The sequence below is a fragment of the Pseudomonas sp. BS3767 genome (assembly GCF_900099665.1).
Taxonomy (GTDB): Bacteria; Pseudomonadota; Gammaproteobacteria; order Pseudomonadales; family Pseudomonadaceae; genus Aquipseudomonas; species Aquipseudomonas cerasi.
Genome location: NZ_FNCX01000012.1, coordinates 89,676 through 105,108, shown reverse-complemented (window position 1 = coordinate 105,108; position 15,433 = coordinate 89,676). Strand labels below are relative to the sequence as shown.

Below are 15,433 nucleotides of genomic sequence, written 5' to 3'. Positions count from 1 at the left end.
GTGAGGTGGCAGCTGTGCGAAGGTTAGTCGACCGGGAGCTAAGACCGGCGCACCCGAAGGTGCCCTCACGCACAGCCGCCATAGAGTGCAGGAAGAAGACCTGAACAAAACAGCGACGCGATACGCCTTAACTCAAATCCGGGCGACTAAACCCGATCGCTGATGGGCAGCGACGGGGCGGAGATTAGAAGCCCAGACAGAGGGGCGCAAGCGGTCTGGGATTCTCTCGGAAATGTCCTTCAAAAGAAAGAGACGGTGCCTGCAAAAACCGGCCTGAAAGCGTTGCAAAACATGATCTCAACACACGTGCGCAGAACCCGTGGGAGCGAGCTTGCTCGCGAAGACTGAATACGCAGTGCCGCATTCCTGTCATGACTCACTACTAAAACTGATCATCCTTCAACCGCGCAAACGGCACACTGCGGTTCTGCAGCTTGCGCAACGTCAGCTTGTAGGCACTGGACTTGATCTGACTGCCCATCGGCGTCTCCTCCAGCAAAATCCTGCCCGACGCAAAAGCACAGCCCGTGCTCATCATCTTGTACTTGAGCAGGTACAGCCCCGGGTCCATCTTGGCGAACACAAACACCGCCCCGGCCGGCACAAACGCATGCCGGAACGCCCTGCGCCCCACCGCATCCGTGACCTTGGCATACACCGCCGACTCGCCCGCCGAGTTATCCACAGTGATCTGCGACCAGCCGTTGTCCTTGAGCACCGGCATGTCCTTCACATAGCCCGCCTTGTCCGGCCACGGCGCGCCCATCGGATCAAGCGCCGGCACGCCACATTCGGACGCCGCCGCATCCACCGTCTTGGCTGGGCTCGCTACAGGCTCCTCAACCGGCGCGGCAGGCATGACAGGCGCGGGCTTGACCCACGTCTGCGCAACCGGCGCAGGCTCGGACGGCACAAACGACTTGCCTGCACCCGGGTCGTAGCCCATCCACGCGCCACCCGCGCAGAACACCGCAAACAACAGCGCCCAACGCCACGCACTGCGACGACGCTTGTCACGGGAAGGGGATGCAGAAGCATAGGAAGAAGACTTGGGCGCCGGCCCCGCACGAGCCGCCTGAGGCGGCGCAGCAGCAGTGGCTGCAGAAGTGGCCGCATACACATGCACCGCCTGCCCACGGGCTGCATGCGCCTGCTTGCGGCGCGCAGCGTCCATACGCGCCTTGTGCTCGTTGGCAGCGAGCTGCGCATCATAAGCCGCACGCCGCGAAGGGTCAGCCAGCACATCGTGAGACGCGTTGACGACGCCCATCATCTCCGAGGCGTAAGGATCTGGATTCCTGTCAGGGTGCAGCTTCTGCGCCAGCTTGCGATAAGCCTTCTTGATCTGCTCAGGAGAGGCATCGCGAGCGACACTCAGCAGCTCGTAATGCGTAGGCGTTCTCTGCATTGCACTTGCTGTCCATGGCCGACTGCCATTTTCGATACAGCTGTATCGGCCAAAAAGCCGGTAGCTCCAGTGCAAATCCGACGCAACAGCAACCAGCGCACAGGAAAATGCCCGAATCCAGAGGATCCGGGCATTTCTTGAAACATCGATGAAGCCTTCGTGAGCGTCCAGACGCACATTCATGCGATTCAGACAGCCATCCTCAGCCCACCCTGCGCAAAGCCAACAGGCCATACGCAACTACAAATATCCTTCAACAACTCCTCAGCGAATGACCAGCCTGCGGCAAACAACACCCCAAACCTGGTTACGATCCATTGCATCACTCATCAGATAGTCCTTTATCTGCCTGGCTGAAAAGCCAACGACCCGTGCTGCTGACTCAGTAGCCTGGGCCGTTGAGAACAAGCCTATGCAAAGCCCTCCTGCCCCGCAACTGCCCAAAAATGGCGGGGGCGGATGGGTGCCTTCTTGAGCGCCAGATAGCTATCAAGGCTAGACATATCGGTTTGCAAGGCCAGGTGAAAAATCCAGCGTTCCGTGATGCACAAGCCGTGTGCGCCAGCGGCAAAATCAACGCCCGAATTCAACGCCATCCGCCCTGCCACACAGACCAATCCGTCCAAACCAACAGAAACGTCCTGCACCACCACCTGCCCACATCCGACCTGAAGCGCCAATGGTCGATTTTTTTCAACTGAATCAGACAGCTAGGCTTTACAAGCGCATCAGACTCTATATACTCGCAGCCCATTACGCCGGTATAGCTCAGTTGGTAGAGCAACTGACTTGTAATCAGTAGGTCCCGGGTTCGACTCCTGGTGCCGGCACCATACAAGGTTTTAAAGGTGGTTTTTGCAGCCTTTGAAATCTCCGAAAAACCCGCCTTTTGGCGGGTTTTTTCGTTTTGGGCTGGAAAACCCAGATTGAGACACTATCTGCGACGTCGAGCCAGGAGGCTGAAATGAGATTTCCTGAGCTCTACCTAAAGGGCGATGTGCTGGAAGAAGATATCCACCGGTTCGTGGAAGACTGGCACGAAGGCCACGACGGTGGGGGCATCGAACTGCACGAGTACCTCGGCATGAGCTGGGAAGAGTATGGGGTGTGGGTAGCAACTCCGGCAGCCCTATCTTTCATACTGGCCCCTAGAAAAAGAGGCAGTCTCTCGGTCAGTAGATCTTCTGAAGTGACCGCCCGCGCAAGATCAGGTGAGGAAGCAACCAAAGTGCAAGCCTAGCGGTAGAGCGCTGGCAAAAATCTAACCTATCCAGAGGGGAAAATGGCCCCCTGCATACTCACCAGATGCAATTCGCCTCCCCAATTTGATCTCAACGATCCCAAGACCAAATACAGCGCACACGAACACGTCACCCCGCTACAAAGTTGATGGCCTCACCATCGGAATCGGCAGCGCTCACAAATCTTGAATATTGGTCAACGCACCCGTGCCGGCAACTCGCTGCAAACGGAAATTCATGGGTATTCGAACCCTAAGGCATAGTTATAAAAACTAACAAAGGGAGCGGACCCAAACAACTTTTAGGGCCAACGTCTAAAAACGACGTCGTTTATCTTACCTTGTTAGCGCGCTGCCATGTGCTAGAGTCAAATGAGGTGATGATACTAGGGGTAGACTCCGGCACACACGCAAGCTAACCGCATAGGCCAGAAGCTAGAAGCCGGTCCTTAAGCGTAAGAAAACCTCAGGAATCTGCAAGGAAGCGAAGAATGCATGAAATTATCTGCCCGCATTGCGCCAAGGCGTTCAAAATCGATGAAGCTGGATATGCAGATATTCTGAAGCAAGTTCGAGATACCGATTTCGAGAAACAACTACATGAACGACTTGAGCTAGCCGAGCGAGAAAAGCGGAACGCTGTTGAGCTTGCGACTGCAAGGGCCGCTAGCGAACTGCAAAAGGCGAATGCCAGCAAGGACGCAGAGATTCAAGAACTGCGATCCTGTATTGGCAATGAACAGGTCGCGCGAACGCTCGCGATCCGTGAGGCGCTAAGCAGTGTGGAGAAAGAGCGCGATACGCTTACATACGAACTTGAGAAAATACATCGAGAGCAAGAATCTTCTTCTCAATTAATAGAAGCGAAGCTTTTGAATGAATTGCAAAAGACCACCGCAGCTAAAGATGCTGAAATCCAAGATTTGAAGTCTAAAATAGAATCCATCGAGATCGGGAAAAAATTTGCAATCGCAGAGGCAATTAGTCCTATTGAAAAAGAACGGGACAAACTGCAAAGTGGACTCGAGAAAGCCGAACTAGAAAAAGAACTTGCAGAAAAGTCCCTGAAAGACAAATATGAAACGCAAATCAAAGATCGCGATGACGCTATCGAACGTCTAAGAGATCTGAAGGCTCGCCTCTCGACAAAAATGGTTGGCGAAACTCTAGAGCAGCACTGTGAAACAGAGTTCAATCGTATCCGAGCTACAGCTTTTCCAAGAGCATACTTCGAAAAGGACAACGACGCACGAACTGGAAGCAAAGGAGATTATGTATTTCGCGACTGGGATGAAGCGGGAACAGATATAGTTTCTATAATGTTTGAAATGAAGAATGAAGATGATCAAACTACATACAAGAAAAAGAATGAAGACTTTCTAAAAGAGCTAGATAAAGATCGTATTGAAAAAGGTTGCGAGTACGCTGTTCTAGTCTCTCTATTAGAACCCGAAAGTGAGCTATATAATACAGGTATCGTCGACGTCTTTCATAGATTCCCCAAAATGTACGTAGTCAGACCTCAGTTCTTTATCCCAATTATAACTTTGCTACGAAATGCAGCAATGAACTCCTTACAGTACAAATCTGAACTTGCGCTAATGAAGGAACAAAATATAGACATCACTAACTTCGAAACCGAACTAGAAACATTTAAATCAGCGTTCTCAAAAAACTATGATCTAGCCACAAAAAGATTCCAGACAGCTATTAGCGAAATCGACAAATCAATCGACCACCTCCAAAAAACAAAGGAAGCGCTTTTAGGCACAGACCGGAACCTGCGTTTGGCGAACGATAAAGCGCAGGACGTTACGATAAAAAAACTTAACCGCAACAACCCAACAATGGCTGCAAAATTCGCTGACTTAAAAGCCCCGTAGTAGGCATAAGGAACAACCTCCGCTATCGCCCTGGGATCAATAATTAAAAATATTAGGTGAGAATATGGAAAATACCTCGCACAACCCAGACCAGCACATGTTCGGATTCCGCCAACTTGCTACAAACGGACGAAAAAAAATAGGTCTGCTTATCGGTGCAGGTGCACCTGTCAGCATAAACATAGGCGAGGCAGGAGCTTGGAAGCCGCTGATACCGAACATTGCCGGCCTCGAAAAAATTGTATTATCGGAGCTTTCTGAAAGTCAACGCGGAGTCTACAACCAAATAAAATCCTCTTTTGCTGATTCAAATCTTGAAAAAGTTTTATCACGCGTCAGAATGCTTACAGAGGTTGTTGGTGAGGGGAGGCTATTTGACTTTTCGGAAAAGGATTTTTCCGAGCTATCTGAAGCAATATGCAACTCCATTCGAGAGGTAGTTGCACAAGACCTACCAGTGGGAGCAAACCCCTATTCCGAACTAGTATCATGGATTAACGGCATTAATAGAAAGTATGCCGTTGAGATATTTACTACAAACTATGATCTTTTGATTGAAAATGCCTTAGAACGAGCAAAAACACCCTATTTCGACGGGTTCAGCGGATCTAAGAGCGCGTTTTTTGATCCTTCAAGTATTTCAAAAAATGATCTTCCACCGCGTTGGGTAAGGCTCTGGAAACTTCACGGCTCAATTGGTTGGGAATCGAACGCTAATGGTGAGGTTGTTCGTGTACCTAACTCAAAAAATGCCAATATGGTATATCCTTCGCACATAAAATACGATCAGACACAAGCGGCTCCGTTCTCCTCCCTTTTTGAGCGCCTCAAAAATTTTATCCTCGAACCTGACACGTTAATTTTAAGTACCGGATTTTCTTTTGCAGATGCTCATATTTCCTCTCGCCTGCTTGAATGCCTGATGGCTAATCCCACTGCCGCACTATTTGCTTTTCAATTTAATAGCTTAGCCGATGAAAAAGCCGCTAAGGAACTTGCTCTAAAGTGCCCAGGAATAAGTGTTTTTTGTAGTGATGGTGCGGTTATCAATGGCGTGGAAGCGAAATGGAAAATCGGACCTCCTCCTACCAAAAACTGGCACGAAATTAGAGCAGAATATTACAAAGACAATAAATTCTTACTCGGAGACTTCCTTCGGCTAGCTCGTTTTCTAGCAACGGCCGGTAGCGATATTTCTCAAGATGCTGTCCCTCCAATTGCCCTAGAAGTGCTAGAGGAAGCTATATGACTGCTATCCAACCAACTTTTTTAGGGATCGTCAGCGCCGTTTCGAGCTCGTCATTAGCCGTTGACTTAGCTGCTTCCGTGGAGTCAGGAATTGTCGTGCTAGAGGGGCGAAATTATCGAGTTGGACAAGTTGGAAGTTTCGTAAAAATACCCCTTGGATATAACCATCTGTACGGAGTGATTTCTGAATCTAGCGAATCCTCAACAGTCGATGCTGATTCAAAAATATCTTCAGATAGAAAATGGATTAGGGTGGAATTAGTCGGAGAATCCATTGGAGGAGATTTTGATCGCGGAATAAGCGAATATCCAAGCATTGGTGACCACGTTCACTTTGTCGTGGAGAGCGATCTAAAATTAATATTCAGAAAAAGTTTAAATAGCCACTTTCAAGTCGGGAGGCTGTCCAGCTCAGAGGGAATCGAAATAAGCTTGGATCTAGAAAAACTAGTCGCTCGTCATTCTGCAATCTTAGGATCTACAGGTTCTGGAAAGTCTACAAGTACTGCCAGCATCCTTCGTTCGATGGTAATAAAAAAAGATGGTAGCTCTTTACCGTCTGCGAGAGTTCTACTCATAGATATTCACGGTGAATATGGCCCAGCACTTAATGATATAGCTAAGACCTTTTCAATCATGCCCTCGGGTGAAAATCAGCTGTACATACCATTTTGGTGCATTTCACCAGATAAACTTATAGACTTTCTTTGCAATAACCCCAATGATTCTCAACGATCACTTTTCATGGATAAAACAGTTGACGAGAAAAGACTCGGCGTTGTCGAAAACAAAATAAAAGACATCGATATAGATAAGATAACAAGCAGCACGCCACTCCCTTATAGATTAAAGAAAATCTGGTATGACCTTTGTCACGAGGACACTGTTAATTATAGTGACGCTGCGATGACCACTCCTGCATACGCTACAAACGGCGAAGGGGACTTTTCCTCCCTGATCGCTCCTAAATTTCTACCTCCCGGGTCTGGCTCGGCACTGCCAAAAAAGGGCGGCGGCGGAGCGATGAAAAGACAGCTTGACTTGATGAAGTCGCGGCTGCTAGACACACAATATTCATTCTTGTTAGAACCTGGCGATTGGAATCCAGATAGTGCCGGGACGATTAATAGAGATTTGGATGCGCTTTTGGAAGATTGGCTGGGGCATGACAAACCCATAACTATATTTGATTTATCAGGTATGCCTTCAGCACGACTGACGCTTCTTTTAGGTGCAGTTCTAGATATTGTTTTTGAATCCGCAATTTGGGGAAGAAATATTACGGAAGGGATGCGCGAGCGGCCGCTTCTTGTAGTTCTCGAAGAAGCCCACCGTTATCTCGGCAAGTCAGAGGCCGGCCACGCAAAAGAGATGGTACAGCGAATTGCTAAAGAAGGACGCAAGTTCGGCGTCGGAGCCATGATCGTCAGTCAGAGGCCCTCGGAGATAGATGAGACTATTCTATCTCAATGCGGAACAATCATTTCACTGCGTATAAACAACTCTACGGATCGCGGAATAGTTAAAGCTGCAATGTCTGACGGCTTAGCTGGGATTGTTGACTCACTTCCCATCCTAAGAACTGGGGAAGCAATTATAGTTGGCGAGGCAGCACAGCTCCCAACACGTTGTAGATTCAATGTTCTTCCGGACGATAAATACCCTAATAGCTCAGATCCAAAAATTGGTGAAAAGTGGAATGCTACAAGAAGCAATGAAGATTACTCAAGGCTCGTCGGAGCTTGGAGAAACCAAGATGTTACTCAGTAGGAGAAATCATGGAACGTGTCTCTGTTAACTCTTCAAATATTGCATCTGTTGGGCATGAAAGTGCTTCGCAAACTCTCGAAATCGAATTCTTAACCGGAGGGATATATGAATACTACGATGTACCCGAAGACGTATATCAAGAATTGATTTCTGCATCTTCTGTCGGAGGTTATTTCGCACAACGAGTAAAAAATGTATACGGATTTAGCCGTGTAGGCTGATGACTGATAAGTATTTTTTACGATAGGCTCGCACCTCGGTACGAGTCTATTTGATAAACTTACCCTTATCGGTACTTTCTGGAAGAAGGTTTCAACTTCTTTTCCTTCAGGCGCGCCAAAGACAGACGCGGAAACATTCCGTTGAGGGTGGGCATGTTGTATTCAGCCTTGAAAGCAAGACGTTGGGATACGCACGCATTTGAACAAGCCACATTCAGCGATGCTCCACTGTATGAGCGCACAGAAGATATTCCGATTGATGGCTACAAGATAAAGAGCCGTTGATCTTGCCTACGTGATCCGCTTGGTATGCATGTTATACCCCAAGCGCCTTACGAAAAGTGAATGCGCTCGGTGATGACGTCAGGTCGCAGCAATCCACGTAATTCAACCCCCCTTTCAGCGTGACGGAGGTTTCCTGTGCGCGTGGCCCTGAGCAGGCCGCGACCTACCAAGCTCCCGAGGCAGAGCTCATAAGGCAGCTGCGGCATTGGGTATGAAAGCAGGTATCGACCAATAGCAGCACCAACAACTGGACCAATTCGAGAAGCTCGACTAATGAGGCTGGCACCATACAAAATAAGTACTTTCAGCAATACAGGCCCTTTTTTCGCATCAGATTTAGCAACGCACATGTAGATCTTCATTACGCACAAACAAAACGGACAGCCCTCCCCGCTATGCCTCGCCACGCGTAAGACGTTTCCGATTTCCTCAGATATCTCCGCTCACGCCTCAAAATCCTATAGCTATTTCGCAACCCATCGTAGTAGCGTTGCGCCTCTATCGACTATCGATAGGACTGAGGGCTCATGAGCCCGGCACGGAGCAATAAAAATGGATTTTCTTGAAGCACTCAATTCCCTTTCCGCAAAAGTCCGCCAGCAAGCTGCGTCCATCCGCACCGAAGAGGCTACCAAAACGGCTCTGGTCATGCCGTTTATCCATACCGTGCTGGGCTACGATGTATTCGATCCTTCTGAGGTTGTGCCGGAATACACGTGCGATGTAGGCACCAAGAAAGGCGAGAAGATCGACTATGCGATCGTTAAAGAGGGCAATATTCAAATCCTCATCGAGACCAAGAAAATCGGCGAGCCGCTGAACATCAATCATGCCAGCCAGCTGTTCCGTTATTTCCATGTGACCACTGCAAGGATTTCGATCCTCACCAATGGCCGGGTCTACAAGTTTTTTACAGACCTGGACGCGCCTAACAAGATGGATGAAAAACCATTTCTTGAACTGGACCTGTTGGCGATTGATGACCATGCCATTCCGGAATTACAGAAGCTGACCAAGTCGTCCTTCGACGTTGAGTCAATTCTCAATGCCGCTGGCGAGTTGAAGTACGTAGGTCAGATCAAGCGCGTGATTGCGACCCAGTTCAGTCAGCCGGACGACGATTTCGTCCGTTACTTCGCGTCACGCATTTATGAGGGCGCGATCACTCAGAAGGTACGTGAGCAGTTCACGATTCTGACCAAAAAGGCCACCTCGCAATTTCTGAACGATCAGGTCAACGACCGGTTGAAGCTGGCAATGAGCGGAGTTCAGGCGCCCACGGTGGCCGAAACCATCATCGAAAATAACACTCAGCCTGAAAAGGAAGAGCCGTTAGACGACCGGATCGTGACGACTGTGGAGGAAATGGAAGGCTTCCATATCGTCAAGTCGATCATCCGCACTGTGGTTGAAGCAAAACGTATTGCTCATCGTGATACACAAAGCTATTTCGGCATTCTTCTGGATGACAACAACCGTAAACCCATCACTCGCCTGCATTTCAATCGTGCTCAGAAATACATCGGTATTTTTGAAAAGGACAAGGGCGAGACCCGCCACCCGATCGCTTCTCTGGATGATATTTACGGTTTTGCCGATGCTCTCAAGAACACCGTATTGAGCTACGCCGAGTCCTGAAGAAGTATTAATAACGTCAAGCGCGCGCGTGGCAATGCGCGCCTTGCAAGTACGCCGTAATATTTCCCGGCCCCCGACCTCCCTCAAGCTCCCCCCTCCTTCGTCGATACCCTCCATACAACCCCGCAATCATGGATCGATGAAATGGTTATCTCACTAACCCCCGGCAACAACACGTCTCCCACCATCACCCTGCCCAATTCCGGCATCACGCTCACTCCAAAGCCGCTCACCGATGCGCAGAAAGAAGCGTTTAAGAACGCTGCTGCCAGTACACCCGCTGTCGTTTATCACCCGAGTACCGAAGTACCTGCGACTACCGAGCCGATGGAAGCGGTTGATACCTGGATAGGTCGCTCGCAGTCGCCTGATTTCCCAGAGATGGCAGCGCAGCACAGTAACTCGACGGAAGCGCTGAAAACGTCATATGAAGCGTTCACGTCGACGCTGGCGTCGGTGTATCCGGATCTGGCCAGCAAGAAGTTCGGCTTCACGATCGAGGCGGACGGTAATCTGAAGGCGATCAACAGTTCTGGTGAGTTGAGCGAGGCGGATACCAAGCAACTCAATACATTGTTGAATGCGTCCAGCGGGCTGAAAGCCGCTGCGGCTACCTATCGGGAGACGGCCATTGATCTGGTCGACGCCGATTCGCCCTGGAGCGGCAGTTATCTGGGTCGCTACAACCTGAACAAGGAGAACTTCGCTAATTCTCTGGACCTGGGCGCGCTGTTTATTCCCAAGACGTCGACGCCATCGAAAGATCAGATCGACGGCATGTTCTTCAATCAGTTGGCCTACAAAGGTGAGCTGCACACCCAGGAATCGGAGGCGGCCATGCTCGCTGCACGTGCGGCGGAGAAAGCTGCCTCGGCGGGTTGATCCCAACCCGTCAGCAAATCGGAAAACGTGGCGGGCGGAGGTAGTAGTTATCGAACTCGCCGCTCTCAACGAGCTGAAACCCGTGGCGGACGTAGAAGCGGTTGGAGTCGCTTTCTTTCAGGGCGCCCACTCGTACTGTGGATTCGGTTGCGTCCGCTTGCGCGAACACTTGCCGAAGCACGGCAGCACCAATGCCCTGCCCTTGAACAGCGGGCTTGATGTACAGGTGATCCAGCAACAGACCATCGCCGGTTGGTTTGACGACTACGAAGCCGACCTTGCTGCCGGCAACCTGGATGTAGTGCGTGCATGGCGCAGAAAACCCTTCACGAAAACGCTCTCGGGCGCGCACCGGATCGAACCGGCCAACGCGCTCGAGGCTTTCGCGCATGGCTTCGACACGGATGGCCACCAAGGTTTCGAAGTCTTCGGGCTGGACCGTTACCAGGGTGATATCGGGTTCGGTGTTGCGGATCAACGGCATTCGGGTCGCTCCCTGTTTATTGAGCAATATCACTTGGGCTGGTGGTGATGGGCAACAGGTTAATGCCGGGTCGGCCTCTACGTCAGACGTTCGAAGTGCCTGCTTGCAGCGCTCGCGCCAACCACTCCTCCCGCGTCATCTCCCAGACTTCTACCTTGAACCGTCCGCCAACAAACTCCCCGTCCTGGGTGCTCACCTTGCGCATGCCTTCGCTGATCGAGATGCGCCGCGAGGCTTCATTGGGGGCGGCTTTGGGCACTTGCATCAGGGGCATGCCCATCACGTCGAACCACTGTCGATTGATCGCGCGGCAGGCCTCTTTCATGTAGCCGTGGCCTTGCCAATCCGGGTGCAGCCAGAAGCCTCGGTTGTTGCCGGGATGGGTCATCAGGGTGATGCTGCCGATGATGTCGCGGGGCGCGCTCTGCAGGCGGATCATCCAGTGCCATTCGGTGCCGTTTGCTATGGCGGGCAGTGCGACGTCCTGAATGTAGCGCAGCGCACCGTCCTGTGGATAAGGCCAGGGGACGCGGTTGTTCAGGTAGCGCACGATGTCCCAGAGCGGAAAGCGTTGCTGAACCGCAGGCGCATCCTCAAGCTGCAGTGGCGTCAGCAGCAGGCGGTCGGTGTGTAGCGTGGGGGTGATGGTCATGACGATGTCTCTGTTCGTCGAAACGTGCTCACTGGATGAACGGTCCCGTATGCCGGGGATTTAAGTCGAACTGCTGGCTGCAGGTGGGGGTCTATCCAGCACCTTTTATACATCGGTAACACCAGTGCCCAGAATCATAACGGATGAAACACCCGCGAAAGTGGTGGATGAGCAGCAGGTCAAATTGTTTGGCTCGCCCAAGGAACGGCTGGATTTTTATCGACGCGAAATTCATTACGAAACCACCAACCTCTCCAACCGCACCAACGCCTATTTGTCGGCGCAGTCATTTCTGGTGATTGCTTACGCGTCGTCGATGGCCAACATGAACACGGCCTGGGGCGCGATGTTCACGCTGGTGGTGCCGCCGATGCTGGCACTGTTGGGGCTGCTCAGTACGCTGTTCGCCTGGCCGGGTATTCGGGCGGCGTGCGACATCATCCAGCACTGGCATCACAAGCAGGCGCAACTGTTACTCAGCGAGCCGGTCATCGGGCTGACCTATGACGATTCGCCGTTGTTCAGCGATTGGGAGTCCAGCGAAACCGGGCCGAAAAAGTCCTTGCTGTTCTCCAAGCGCAGTCCTTGGCTGTTCAGCTTTTTCTGGATATTCCTCGGCAGTTTCGCAGTGTTTGTTCAGTTGGTCGCGGACTGAGACAGGCGACGGCCTTTGCCAGGCCGCCGCCCTCGGATCAGAAAACGTTGATCGGGTAGTCCACGAAGATGCGTGTCTCGTTGCCTTCGCTGTTGTAGGCCTGTGCATCGTCTGAGACCCGCAGGAACGAGTTGCGCAGGCGGATCGAGAGGTCTTTGGCCGGGCCGCTCTGGACCACGTAGGTCAGCTGGCTGAAGATTTCGCGTTCAGTGCCGTCGCCGCTGCCTGCGGTGCCATCGTCGATATTATCGCCGCGTACGTAGGCAGCCTTGTAGCTCAGGCCGGGCAGCACCAGTCCGGACAGGTCGATGCCATACGCCGCCTGCCACGAGCGTTCGTCCTTGCCGTTGAAGTCGGACCAGTAGGAGTTGGCGAGGTAGATGGTGTTACCGCCATCACCGTAACCGCCGTCGTTGCGATAGCCGCCGTAGGCGTAACCCATGTCACCGGTGCTGCGCTGATGCGCCAGGGTGAAGGAGTGGATGCCCACGGCCCAGGTCGCGGCCAGGCTCCAGATCTTGTTGTCACGTGCGTCGCTGGCCGTGAAGTCTTTGTCCAGTCGGGTCTTGTAGCCATTGAAGTCGAAGGTCAGCGACTGGTCTTGCGGCAGGGCGAAGACGTAGTTCAGGTTCAGGTACTGCTTCTTGAACACGTCTTCGTTGTCCGAAGCATAGAAAGCGGCGCTGAACTCATCGGTGAATTTGTAGCTGGCGCCGTAGACGTTAATGCTTTTCAGGTCACCACTGTCGCGACCTTCAGCGCTCTTGCGCGCTTCCTGGGTGAAACGCCCGGCGACCACTTCCAGCCCATCGATCTCTTTGGAGGTGATCAGCGTGCCGGTGTAGCTTTCCGGCAGCAGGCGGGAGTTGTCGTAGCTCAGCACCGGCAATTGCGGCATCTGATCGCCGTACTTGATGACGGTATTCGAGAAGCGCGCTTTTACCGCAGCACCTGCACGGGACAGGTCATCGGCAGCCGCGCCGCTGTCGCCCTGCTTGAAGAAGTCGATGCCGCCATTGCCACTGCGGCCCTTTCCGCCATCGAGGCGAATACCGTACAGCGCAAAGGCGTCGACGCCCACGCCAACCGTGCCCTGAGTGAAACCGGACGCGAAGGTGCCCATGAAGGCCTGGCCCCATTCGGATTTGTCTTCACGGTCGTTTTTGTAGTCGCGATTGATGTAGGCGTTACGCAGGTTGATGTTCAGGCTGCTGTCTTCAACGAAGCCCTTCGAATCCGCCTGGCCCTGCGCCATGGCCTGACTGGCGCTGATGATGCCCAAAGCGAGCATGCCCATACGTGTGTTAAGCATCTTGTCTTCCTTGTTCTGCAAATGACATGCGCTGTGGCGGCGGCCAATGGCCGTCTGGCTTCCAGCCTCTGATCAGGCGGTGGAGCGCCGCACGAGGTCATCGCAGTGGACTACGAAGCACGTACAGGGGGTGGAGCCACAGGCAGTGGGGGCGCGAATCCTAGTTCGGGTGCCTGGGGGTGTCAAACGTGTAGATGGACGGGTTGGGGCGTGGTGTATTACTTAATCTGTCAGCACGCGCGCCAATGCTTCGAATTCGGCATCGTTGAAGAGGCCTGCCGGATAGCGCTGCAGCAGCATGGCACGTACGTCCGGCCTGGCGTTCACGGGCCTGGTTGTCCTTAACCAATCCGCCACTCGCTGGCGTGCCTCGTTACTGAGCGAAGCAGAAAAACCACGGACTCGCTGTTGGCTCATACCTGCATTCATAACGAAAACCTCTTGATTCATGAGGGGCTAAATCTACTGATGCCATGTGACAGTCAAGCTAAGAAAACGGGTTTTCGCCAGTCTGATTTAGGGTCATTCGGATAAACGAACCCAATTTAGTTATAAGGTAACGCATAAAAAAGCCCATCAGATGACGGGCTTAATACAGCAAAAACGAGACCAACTAGTTGCTGTTAGATACAACTAGTTACTAAGCGCTAGTTCTTGTGGGGGGCTGGCTGTTGCTGTGTCAGGCAGTGGATATTGCCCCCGCCCAGCAGTAACTCGCGGCCTGGCGCCATCACCACCTCATGCTCTGGAAACAGCTTTTGCAGGATCTCGCGGGCCTTTCCGTCCATCGGATCGTCGAAGCTGGGCGCAATAATGCCGCCGTTGACGATCAGAAAATTCACATAAGACCCGGCCAGACGCACCGAAGGGTTGCGTTCCTGGCTGCCATGCACCTGATCGACGCCTGCGCATTCTTCTTCTGTTGCGAACAATGGGCCTGGAATCGGCATTTTATGCACGATAAACGCACGACCTTTGGCATCAAGGGTGTTTTCCAAAATACTCAATGCCGCGTGGCAGCGTGAGTAGTTGGGGTCTTCGGGATCATCGGTCCAGGCCAGTAACACCTCGCCCGGACGGATGTAGCAGCAGAAGTTATCCACATGCCCGTCGGTTTCATCGTTGAACAGGCCATCCGGCAACCAGATGACTTTATCCACAGCCAAGTAATCGCCGAGGATCGTTTCGATCTGTTCACGGGTCAGGTGCGGGTTGCGGTTGCGATTGAGCAGGCACTCTTCGGTGGTGATCAGCGTGCCTTCGCCATCCACGTGGATCGAGCCGCCTTCGAGGACGAAGCCTTCGGTGACGTAACGCGGGCAGCGCTCGATTTCGAGCACCTTGCTGCCCAGCTGCGAATCGAGGTTCCACGGCGCATACAGGCCGCCATCGAAACCGCCCCAGGCATTGAATTCCCAGTTCACGCCACGTACTTCGCCACGGTCGTTGATGACGAACGTCGGCCCGCTGTCGCGCACCCAGGCGTCGTTGCTGCTCATTTCCACAACGCGGATGTTCGGCATGTCCAGCCGCGCACGGGCGTTGTCGTATTGTGCAGCGGACACCGCCACCGTGACCGGCTCAAAGCGGGCGATGGCCTTGGCGATGGCGACATGGGCAGCCTGAGCGGGCTTGCCACCCAGGCGCCAGTTGTCCGGGCGCTCGGGCCAGACCATCCAGACCTGGGTTTGCGGTGCCCATTCGGCCGGCATGTGGAAGCCGTCGGCGCGTGGCGTGCTATTGAGCGTGGTCATG

At 52.6% G+C, this 15,433-nt stretch carries 14 protein-coding genes and 1 tRNA gene; 9 read left to right on the top strand and 6 right to left on the bottom strand.

Annotated elements, in window-relative coordinates; translation table 11 throughout:
• Positions 1-382: 382 nt before the first annotated feature.
• Both BLR16_RS26080 and BLR16_RS26075 read right to left on the bottom strand, forming a co-directional pair.
• Positions 383-1,408 carry a J domain-containing protein gene (locus BLR16_RS26080; RefSeq protein ID WP_074807100.1) on the bottom strand — a complete coding sequence of 342 codons (1,026 nt, stop codon included), beginning with the start codon at positions 1,406-1,408 and terminating at the stop codon, positions 383-385.
• Positions 1,409-1,818: 410 nt separating this feature from the next.
• Positions 1,819-2,088 carry a hypothetical protein gene (locus BLR16_RS26075; protein ID WP_371125071.1) on the bottom strand — a complete coding sequence of 90 codons (270 nt, stop codon included), beginning with the start codon at positions 2,086-2,088 and terminating at the stop codon, positions 1,819-1,821.
• 77 nt (positions 2,089-2,165) lie between these two features.
• Here BLR16_RS26075 and BLR16_RS26070 point away from each other — a divergent pair.
• The 8 genes from BLR16_RS26070 to BLR16_RS26030 all read left to right on the top strand — a co-directional run bounded on the left by BLR16_RS26070 (position 2,166) and on the right by BLR16_RS26030 (position 10,575).
• Positions 2,166-2,241 (top strand) — tRNA-Thr (locus BLR16_RS26070).
• Positions 2,242-2,372: 131 nt separating this feature from the next.
• Positions 2,373-2,648, top strand: coding sequence for a hypothetical protein (locus BLR16_RS26065; protein ID WP_074807008.1), 276 nt, complete (start codon positions 2,373-2,375; stop codon positions 2,646-2,648).
• A gap of 491 nt (positions 2,649-3,139) precedes the next feature.
• A complete protein-coding gene (locus tag BLR16_RS26060; RefSeq protein WP_074807005.1) occupies positions 3,140-4,531 on the top strand; it encodes a DUF2130 domain-containing protein in 1,392 nt (463 codons plus the stop codon).
• A gap of 64 nt (positions 4,532-4,595) precedes the next feature.
• Positions 4,596-5,780, top strand: coding sequence for an SIR2 family protein (locus tag BLR16_RS26055; protein ID WP_074807003.1), 1,185 nt, complete (start codon positions 4,596-4,598; stop codon positions 5,778-5,780).
• On the top strand, positions 5,777-7,549 hold the full coding sequence (locus BLR16_RS26050) for an ATP-binding protein (protein ID WP_074807001.1): 1,773 nt from the start codon (positions 5,777-5,779) through the stop codon (positions 7,547-7,549). Before BLR16_RS26055 ends, BLR16_RS26050 begins: the two co-directional genes overlap by 4 nt.
• Before the next feature lie 8 nt (positions 7,550-7,557).
• Entirely contained in the window at positions 7,558-7,770 is a 213-nt protein-coding gene (locus tag BLR16_RS26045) for a KTSC domain-containing protein (protein ID WP_074806997.1), read from the top strand.
• 837 nt (positions 7,771-8,607) lie between these two features.
• Positions 8,608-9,693, top strand: coding sequence for a type I restriction endonuclease (locus tag BLR16_RS26035; protein ID WP_074806994.1), 1,086 nt, complete (start codon positions 8,608-8,610; stop codon positions 9,691-9,693).
• Positions 9,694-9,837: 144 nt separating this feature from the next.
• Positions 9,838-10,575: a hypothetical protein gene (locus BLR16_RS26030; RefSeq protein ID WP_074806991.1), complete on the top strand. Its 738-nt coding sequence runs from the start codon at positions 9,838-9,840 to the stop codon at positions 10,573-10,575.
• 10 nt (positions 10,576-10,585) lie between these two features.
• Here BLR16_RS26030 and BLR16_RS26025 read toward each other — a convergent pair whose 3' ends face one another.
• Positions 10,586-11,059, bottom strand: a complete 474-nt coding sequence (locus BLR16_RS26025) for a GNAT family N-acetyltransferase (protein ID WP_074806988.1) — start codon at positions 11,057-11,059, stop codon at positions 10,586-10,588.
• A gap of 82 nt (positions 11,060-11,141) precedes the next feature.
• Complete coding sequence (locus BLR16_RS26020) at positions 11,142-11,711, bottom strand: GNAT family N-acetyltransferase (RefSeq protein ID WP_074806985.1); 570 nt, start codon at positions 11,709-11,711, stop codon at positions 11,142-11,144.
• A 160-nt stretch (positions 11,712-11,871) separates the two neighbouring features.
• Here BLR16_RS26020 and BLR16_RS26015 point away from each other — a divergent pair, with 160 nt between their 5' ends.
• Positions 11,872-12,366, top strand: coding sequence for a hypothetical protein (locus BLR16_RS26015; RefSeq protein ID WP_003372272.1), 495 nt, complete (start codon positions 11,872-11,874; stop codon positions 12,364-12,366).
• Positions 12,367-12,403: 37 nt separating this feature from the next.
• Here BLR16_RS26015 and BLR16_RS26010 read toward each other — a convergent pair whose 3' ends face one another.
• Together BLR16_RS26010 and aguA are read right to left on the bottom strand one after the other, a co-directional pair.
• Complete coding sequence (locus BLR16_RS26010; RefSeq protein WP_003434784.1) at positions 12,404-13,678, bottom strand: OprD family porin; 1,275 nt, start codon at positions 13,676-13,678, stop codon at positions 12,404-12,406.
• A 647-nt stretch (positions 13,679-14,325) separates the two neighbouring features.
• Positions 14,326-15,432: an agmatine deiminase gene (aguA, locus tag BLR16_RS26000; RefSeq protein ID WP_054081364.1), complete on the bottom strand. Its 1,107-nt coding sequence runs from the start codon at positions 15,430-15,432 to the stop codon at positions 14,326-14,328.
• Position 15,433: the final 1 nt, after the last annotated feature.

Excerpts from the sequence above, each read along its gene's own strand:
- BLR16_RS26055 (WP_074807003.1), top strand. The coding sequence starts at position 4,596 with ATGGAAAATACCTCGCACAACCCAGACCAGCACATGTTCGGATTCCGC.
- aguA (WP_054081364.1), bottom strand. The coding sequence starts at position 15,432 with ATGACCACGCTCAATAGCACGCCACGCGCCGACGGCTTCCACATGCCG.
- BLR16_RS26025 (WP_074806988.1), bottom strand. The coding sequence starts at position 11,059 with ATGCCGTTGATCCGCAACACCGAACCCGATATCACCCTGGTAACGGTC.
- BLR16_RS26010 (WP_003434784.1), bottom strand. The coding sequence starts at position 13,678 with ATGCTTAACACACGTATGGGCATGCTCGCTTTGGGCATCATCAGCGCC.
- BLR16_RS26065 (WP_074807008.1), top strand. The coding sequence starts at position 2,373 with ATGAGATTTCCTGAGCTCTACCTAAAGGGCGATGTGCTGGAAGAAGAT.
- BLR16_RS26080 (WP_074807100.1), bottom strand. The coding sequence starts at position 1,408 with ATGCAGAGAACGCCTACGCATTACGAGCTGCTGAGTGTCGCTCGCGAT.
- BLR16_RS26020 (WP_074806985.1), bottom strand. The coding sequence starts at position 11,711 with ATGACCATCACCCCCACGCTACACACCGACCGCCTGCTGCTGACGCCA.
- BLR16_RS26060 (WP_074807005.1), top strand. The coding sequence starts at position 3,140 with ATGCATGAAATTATCTGCCCGCATTGCGCCAAGGCGTTCAAAATCGAT.
- BLR16_RS26050 (WP_074807001.1), top strand. The coding sequence starts at position 5,777 with ATGACTGCTATCCAACCAACTTTTTTAGGGATCGTCAGCGCCGTTTCG.
- BLR16_RS26030 (WP_074806991.1), top strand. The coding sequence starts at position 9,838 with ATGGTTATCTCACTAACCCCCGGCAACAACACGTCTCCCACCATCACC.
- BLR16_RS26045 (WP_074806997.1), top strand. The coding sequence starts at position 7,558 with ATGGAACGTGTCTCTGTTAACTCTTCAAATATTGCATCTGTTGGGCAT.
- BLR16_RS26035 (WP_074806994.1), top strand. The coding sequence starts at position 8,608 with ATGGATTTTCTTGAAGCACTCAATTCCCTTTCCGCAAAAGTCCGCCAG.